The following is a 5,872-nucleotide window of genomic DNA, read 5'->3' as shown; positions in this document are numbered from 1 at the left end:
AAGCGCCTCGTCGCGCTCCGCCTATTCCTCCTCGCTCCATGGCCAGTGCCAGTGATGCCAGCCCCAGTTGCGCGGACCGCTGGCGTCCATGGCCGCCTTCTGCTTGTCGTCGAGCGAATCGTACAGCGCCTGGAACGCCGGCCGGACCAGCTTGATGGCCTGCTGCATGGCGTCGAGGCGCTGCTCCGCGAGCGCAAGGCGCTCCGTCGCCTTGGTCGGCGGCGTCGTCGGACAATCCTTGGTGATCAGCTCGGCGGCCTTGGCCGAGGCTGCCTTGAGGTCGTCGAGCCGCGCCCGCTGCGTCTCGTTCGGCTTGATCGCGCTCTCGATCTGCGACAGCCGCCATTCGGCGAAACCGGCCATGCGGGGATTGCAGAGGAAGCCGAAGCCCCGTCCGCCCATCATCCCCGGCCCCATCATCATGCCCGGTCCCCAGCCCGGCGGACCGCCTGTGCCCGGCTGGGCAACGGAGGGTGCAACCGCGGCTGTCGCGACGGCGGCGGCCAGGATCAACGCGCGCGGATCGTATCGCATGGCGGAACTCCCTTGACGTGGCATCAATGAGTTCGTGCAAACTAAGCGAACCGCGGGCCCGCGTAGTTGAGCAAGATCAACGGAACCACGATGCGCTTCGGGCGGGATGTTGCGATGACAATCAAGCACAGCTATCGGTGGATAGGGTCGTCGCTGGTGGCGTCGGGCTGCGGGACGCTGGCGCATATGGCGCTGATGGAGCTCAAGACCGCGCTGCACATCCTGCCGCAGTTCGATCCCTCGTCCGCGCTTCTCAAAACGCTCTCGCCGCTGTTCGCCAATGTCACGCATGTGCAGGCGCCGCTCTGGCTGCTCTCGCAGCTCAACGGCGCGTTCCTCATCGGCCTGTTGTTCGGACGTTTCTTCCACCGCCTGCCGGGGCGCAGCGGCCTCGCAAAGGGTTTTCTGCTCGGACTCGCCGGCTGGCTGCTGCTCGGGATCGTGCTGTTTCCGGCGATCGGTCTCGGCCCGTTCGGCCTCTCGCTCGGCCTCGGCGCGGGCCCGGCGCTGTTCTCCCTGGCCATGATCGAGGCCTACAGTCTGGTGCTCGGCGCGGTCTATGCGGTCCTGCAGCGCCCGGTTGTCGGAGATTGAGCCCCGGCGATGCGCGCTGCGTCGCGTCCGAGGAGCGCCGTCGCGGCCAGCTTCGACAAAGCCGAATTTTCTTCTTTCGCTTTCTCGGAAATCATGTATGATCCGCGCCATCCTGCCCCATGCGGAGGGACGTACGCGTCGTCACGAACGTCGGGATGGGATGCGGTGCCGCTGATCATGCCGGACGCGCTCGATGCGCAGACGACCGGCATGGTTGCGGACGTGAAGTCGCAGCGTCCTGATACCCCGAAGCTGGTATCCCCCGCGCAATGCGCAAGCATCGTCGCGGCATGGCGGCCAACAAGCCCGGCGCGCCAGGGAGACTGCGTATAAGCGTGAAGACACCGCGCAGGGAATGCCGGATGCTCGGCTGAACCTGTGGTACCTGCCGCCTGCATTCTTGTTCGCAGGCGGGCCATGGGTGAGGCCTTCACCCGGCATTCCCTGCACCCTCTCGGTTTGTGTGAGGGTGAAAAATACGCCGCCGAACTCGGGCTGACTCGCCGCGAGAATACGGACGCACGTCTATGAGATCCTCCGCGCGCACCAACCTCTGCCGTCGTCCCGGACAAGCCACGGCGCGCGTCAGCGCGACGCGGCGCAGATCCGGGACCCATACGCCGCGGCGGTCATGAGGCGGAAGGTGTGAAACGACCAGCCTGCCTCAAACCACTCCCTGTGGTTATGGGTCCCGGCTTTCGCCGGGACGACGATGAAGCGGAAGAGCGGCACCGAAGCACAGGCGCGAGATGGCGCCGATGCTGCTACCGAACACTGACATCGTCGATAAGCAAGATTGAGCGCGCACCGCACCACGACCTCAAATCCGCACCGCACAAAACGCAGAGCAGCAAGCACATCTCTGCTGGCGCTATGGCATGGGACTTGCTCAAATCGCACATCAATTCGTCGCTTGCGGAGATGACCTGATGCTTGAAGGAGCCGAAGTCCGGCTGGCCGTCGATATCGGAGGCACGTTCACCGATATCGTTCTCGAGATCGGCGATCAGCGCCGCACACGCAAGGTGCTGACGACGCCGACGCAGCCGGAGCAGGCCGTGCTCGATGGCACACGCTTGATCCTGGCCGATGCGAAGGCCCGCATCTCCGATATCGACGTCTTCATTCACGGCACTACGCTCGCGACCAACGCCATCATCGAGCGACGCGGCGCGAAGACTGCGCTGATCGCCACGTCCGGCTTCCGCGATGTTCTGGATATTGGAACTGAGAGCCGCTACGACCAGTACGACCTTTCCATCGACAAGCCCAAGCCGCTGGTGTCGCGCGCGCTTCGCTTCACGGTGCCCGAGCGCGTCGATGCCCATGGTGACGTCAGACTGCCGCTTGATGAAGCGGCGGTTCGTGAGTTGGTGCCGCAGTTGCGTGCGCAGAATGTTGCCAGCGTCGCCATCGCCTTCCTGCACGCTTACGCCAATCCCGCGCATGAGCGCCGTGCTGGTGAGATCCTGGCCGAGGCGATGCCCGACATATCGATCACGCTGTCGTCGGCCGTCTGTCCCGAAATCCGGGAATATGAGCGCACCTCGACCGCGGTCGCCAACGCCTATGTGCAGCCGCTGATGGACAGCTACCTCGCCCGCATGGATCAGGCGCTGCGCGTCGAGCAGTTCCGCGGCGCGATCTATCTCGTCACTTCGGGCGGGGGCGTCACCTCGATCGACACGGCGCGGCGTTTCCCGGTGCGCCTCGTCGAATCCGGCCCCGCCGGCGGCGCGATCTTCGCGGGACAGATCGCGGCCCGGCTCGGCGAGCGCAAGGTGCTGTCGTTCGACATGGGCGGCACCACCGCCAAGATCTGCCTCATCGAGGATTTCGAGCCGGAGAGCTCACGCGTGTTCGAGGTCGATCGCGCCGCGCGCTTTCTGAAAGGCTCCGGCCTGCCGGTGCGCATTCCTGTCATCGAGATGGTCGAGATCGGCGCCGGCGGCGGCTCGATCGCGCGCATCGACGCGATGAAGCGCGTCACCGTGGGGCCCGAGAGCGCGTCCTCCGAGCCGGGCCCGGCCTGCTACGGCCGCGGCGGCCAGCGTCCGGCGGTCACCGATTCCGATGTCGCGCTCGGCATGATCGATCCCGAGGCGTTCGCCGGCGGCACCATCAAGCTCGATCCGGAATTGTCGAAGCAGGCCCTGCTCCGCGACGTCGGCGCGCCGCTCGGCCTCGATGCCGAGACCGCTGCCTATGCGGTGCACGAGGTCGTCTGCGAGAACATGGCGAGCGCGGCGCGCGTCCATGCCGTCGAGCGCGGCGCGATCATCGGCCAGCACACGCTGATCGCGTTCGGCGGTGCCGCGCCGCTGCATGCCGCCCGTGTCGCCGAAAAGATCGGCGTCGCCAGGGTGATCGTGCCCTCCAATGCCGGCGTCGGCTCGGCGGTCGGCTTTCTCGCCGCCCCGATCGCCTATGAGCTGGTGCGCAGCCGCCATGCGCGGCTCGACGATTTCGACACCGCGCTCGTCTCCGGTCTGCTGCAGGAGATGGCCGATGAGGCCCGTGCGCTGGTCGAGCCGGGCGCGGCCGGTGCTCCGGTGCGCGAGCGCCGCGCGGCGTTCATGCGCTATGTCGGCCAGGGGCATGAGATCAGCGTCGAGTTGCCGAACCGCGCCCTCACCGCGGACGACCTCCCTGCGCTGCGCAAGACCTTCGAGGCGGGCTATGCCGCCCTGTTCGAACGCGCCATTCCAGGTGCGGCGATCGAGGTGCTGAGCTGGTCGGTGCTGGCGACGACGGACGCGCGCCAGCCCGCGACCGTCGCCGAGATCACGCGCAAGCCGGCCGGCGCCGCCGCGGGCCACCGCAAATTCTTCGACGGACGCGCCGGCCGCTTCGTCGAGATCCCGCTGTATCGCCGCGAGCAGATGGCGCCGGGCGCGGTCATCGCAGGTCCCGCCGTGATCGCCGAGGACGAGACCTCGACCTTCATCTCCAACAGTTTCGACGCGCATATCGACGGTGCGGGCAGCATCGTCATGGAACGGAAGGCGGCCTGACGATGAGTGCATCTCAAACCAGCCTGATCGACCTGCAGATCATGTGGCACCGGCTGATCGCCGTGGTCGAGGAGCAGGCGCAGGTGCTGCTGCGCACCGCCTTCAGCCCGATCGTGCGCGAATGCGGCGACCTCTCCGCCGGCGTGTTCGACCTCAAGGGGCGCATGCTGGCGCAGGCCGTCACCGGCACGCCGGGCCACGTCAACTCGATGGCGGAGTCGGTGAAGCACTTCATCGCGCATTTTCCGCTTCAGACGATGAAGCCCGGCGATGCCTACATCACCAACGACCCCTGGATGGGCACCGGCCATCTCAACGACTTCGTCGTGACCACGCCGTGCTTCAAGGACGGCCAGCCGGTCGCTTTGTTCTCCTGCACCAGCCATCTGATGGACATCGGCGGCATCGGCTTCGGCCCCGATGGCACCGACGTGTTCATGGAGGGGCTGTACATCCCGATGCTCAAGCTGATCGACCAGGGCGTCGTCAACGAGACCTTGATGGCGATGATCCGCGCCAATACGCGGCTGCCGGTCGACACCGAGGGCGACACCTACTCGCTCGCCGCCTGCAACGATGTCGGCTGCCAGCGCCTGGTCGAGATGATGCGCGAATTCGAGATCTCAACGCTCGACGAGCTCGGCGACTATGTCTGCGATCGCTCGCGCGAGGCCGTTCTGGCCGAGATCGCCAAGCTGCCGAAAGGCACCTGGCGCAACGAAATGGTGGTCGACGGCTACGATGCGCCGGTGACGATCAAGGCGGCGCTGACGATCAGCGATGACGGTATCCACGTCGATTTCGACGGCACGTCAACGGCCTCGAAGTTCGGCATCAACGTGCCGCTGTCCTACACGACCGCCTACACCGTGTTCGGGCTCGGCTGCGTCGTCGCCTCCGCGATCCCCAACAATGCCGGCTCGCTGTCGCCGCTGACGGTCTCGGCGCCCTCGGGCGCGATCCTCAATGCGCCGAAGCCGGCGCCGGTTGCCTCGCGCCATGTCATCGGCCAGATGCTGCCCGACGTCGTGTTCGGCTGCCTGCGCCAGATCATTCCGGAGCGCGTGCCCGCCGAGGGCACCTCCTGCCTGTGGAATCTCAACGTGCGCGGCCAGACCCGTTCCGGCGCCGGCGGCAATTACGGGTTCTCGATGGCGGTGACGTCGAACGGCGGCACCGGCGCCCGCTTCGACAAGGACGGGCTGTCGGCGACGGCCTATCCGAGCGGCGTACGCGGTACGCCTGTCGAGATCGCTGAGACACAGACGCCGCTGATCTTCTGGCGCAAGGAGCTGCGTCCGGACTCCGGCGGCGCCGGCCGCACCCGCGGCGGCCTCGGCCAGATCATCGAGGTCGGCAGCGGCGTCGATGCGCCGTTCGACATCCTCGCCGCCTTCGACCGCATCGACCACCCGCCGCGCGGCCGCGACGGCGGCCACAATGGCGAGGCCGGCTATGTCGGACTCGCCTCGGGCAAGAAGCTGCGTGGCAAGGGTTTCCAGACGGTGCCGCCGGACGACCGCTTGGTGGTGCTGACACCGGGCGGCGCGGGCATCGGTGATCCCCGCGCACGCGCGATGGAGCTGGTGCAGAGCGATGTCGAGAGCGGGCTGGTGTCGGCGGAGAATGCGGCAAAGGTCTATGGGCAGGTGGGGTGAGATGATCATCTCTTCCAAAGCCGCCGCTAAATTGAGCCGAGGGCGCGCGGCGATCTCCACCTCTCCCCGCTT

At 66.9% G+C, this 5,872-nt stretch carries 4 protein-coding genes; 3 read left to right on the top strand and 1 reads right to left on the bottom strand.

Features of this window, described 5'->3' with window-relative positions; genetic code table 11:
* Positions 1-21: 21 nt before the first annotated feature.
* A complete protein-coding gene (locus BRAO375_RS23590; RefSeq protein ID WP_009029965.1) occupies positions 22-534 on the bottom strand; it encodes a Spy/CpxP family protein refolding chaperone in 513 nt (170 codons plus the stop codon).
* Between the two features lie 114 nt (positions 535-648).
* Here BRAO375_RS23590 and BRAO375_RS23585 point away from each other — a divergent pair, with 114 nt between their 5' ends.
* The 3 genes from BRAO375_RS23585 to BRAO375_RS23575 all read left to right on the top strand — a co-directional run bounded on the left by BRAO375_RS23585 (position 649) and on the right by BRAO375_RS23575 (position 5,800).
* Complete coding sequence (locus BRAO375_RS23585; protein WP_064742419.1) at positions 649-1,128, top strand: DUF6789 family protein; 480 nt, start codon at positions 649-651, stop codon at positions 1,126-1,128.
* Between the two features lie 929 nt (positions 1,129-2,057).
* Positions 2,058-4,142, top strand: a complete 2,085-nt coding sequence (locus BRAO375_RS23580; protein WP_009029963.1) for a hydantoinase/oxoprolinase family protein — start codon at positions 2,058-2,060, stop codon at positions 4,140-4,142.
* Between the two features lie 2 nt (positions 4,143-4,144).
* Positions 4,145-5,800 (top strand): hydantoinase B/oxoprolinase family protein, encoded by a 1,656-nt coding sequence (locus BRAO375_RS23575; protein ID WP_009029962.1) that lies wholly within the window; start codon positions 4,145-4,147, stop codon positions 5,798-5,800.
* Positions 5,801-5,872 lie beyond the last annotated feature (72 nt).

Source organism: Bradyrhizobium sp. ORS 375, from assembly GCF_000239775.1.
Classification (GTDB): Bacteria; Pseudomonadota; Alphaproteobacteria; order Rhizobiales; family Xanthobacteraceae; genus Bradyrhizobium.
The sequence above is the reverse complement of the archived record's forward strand: the minus strand, read 5'-3'. Positions and strand labels throughout refer to the sequence as shown.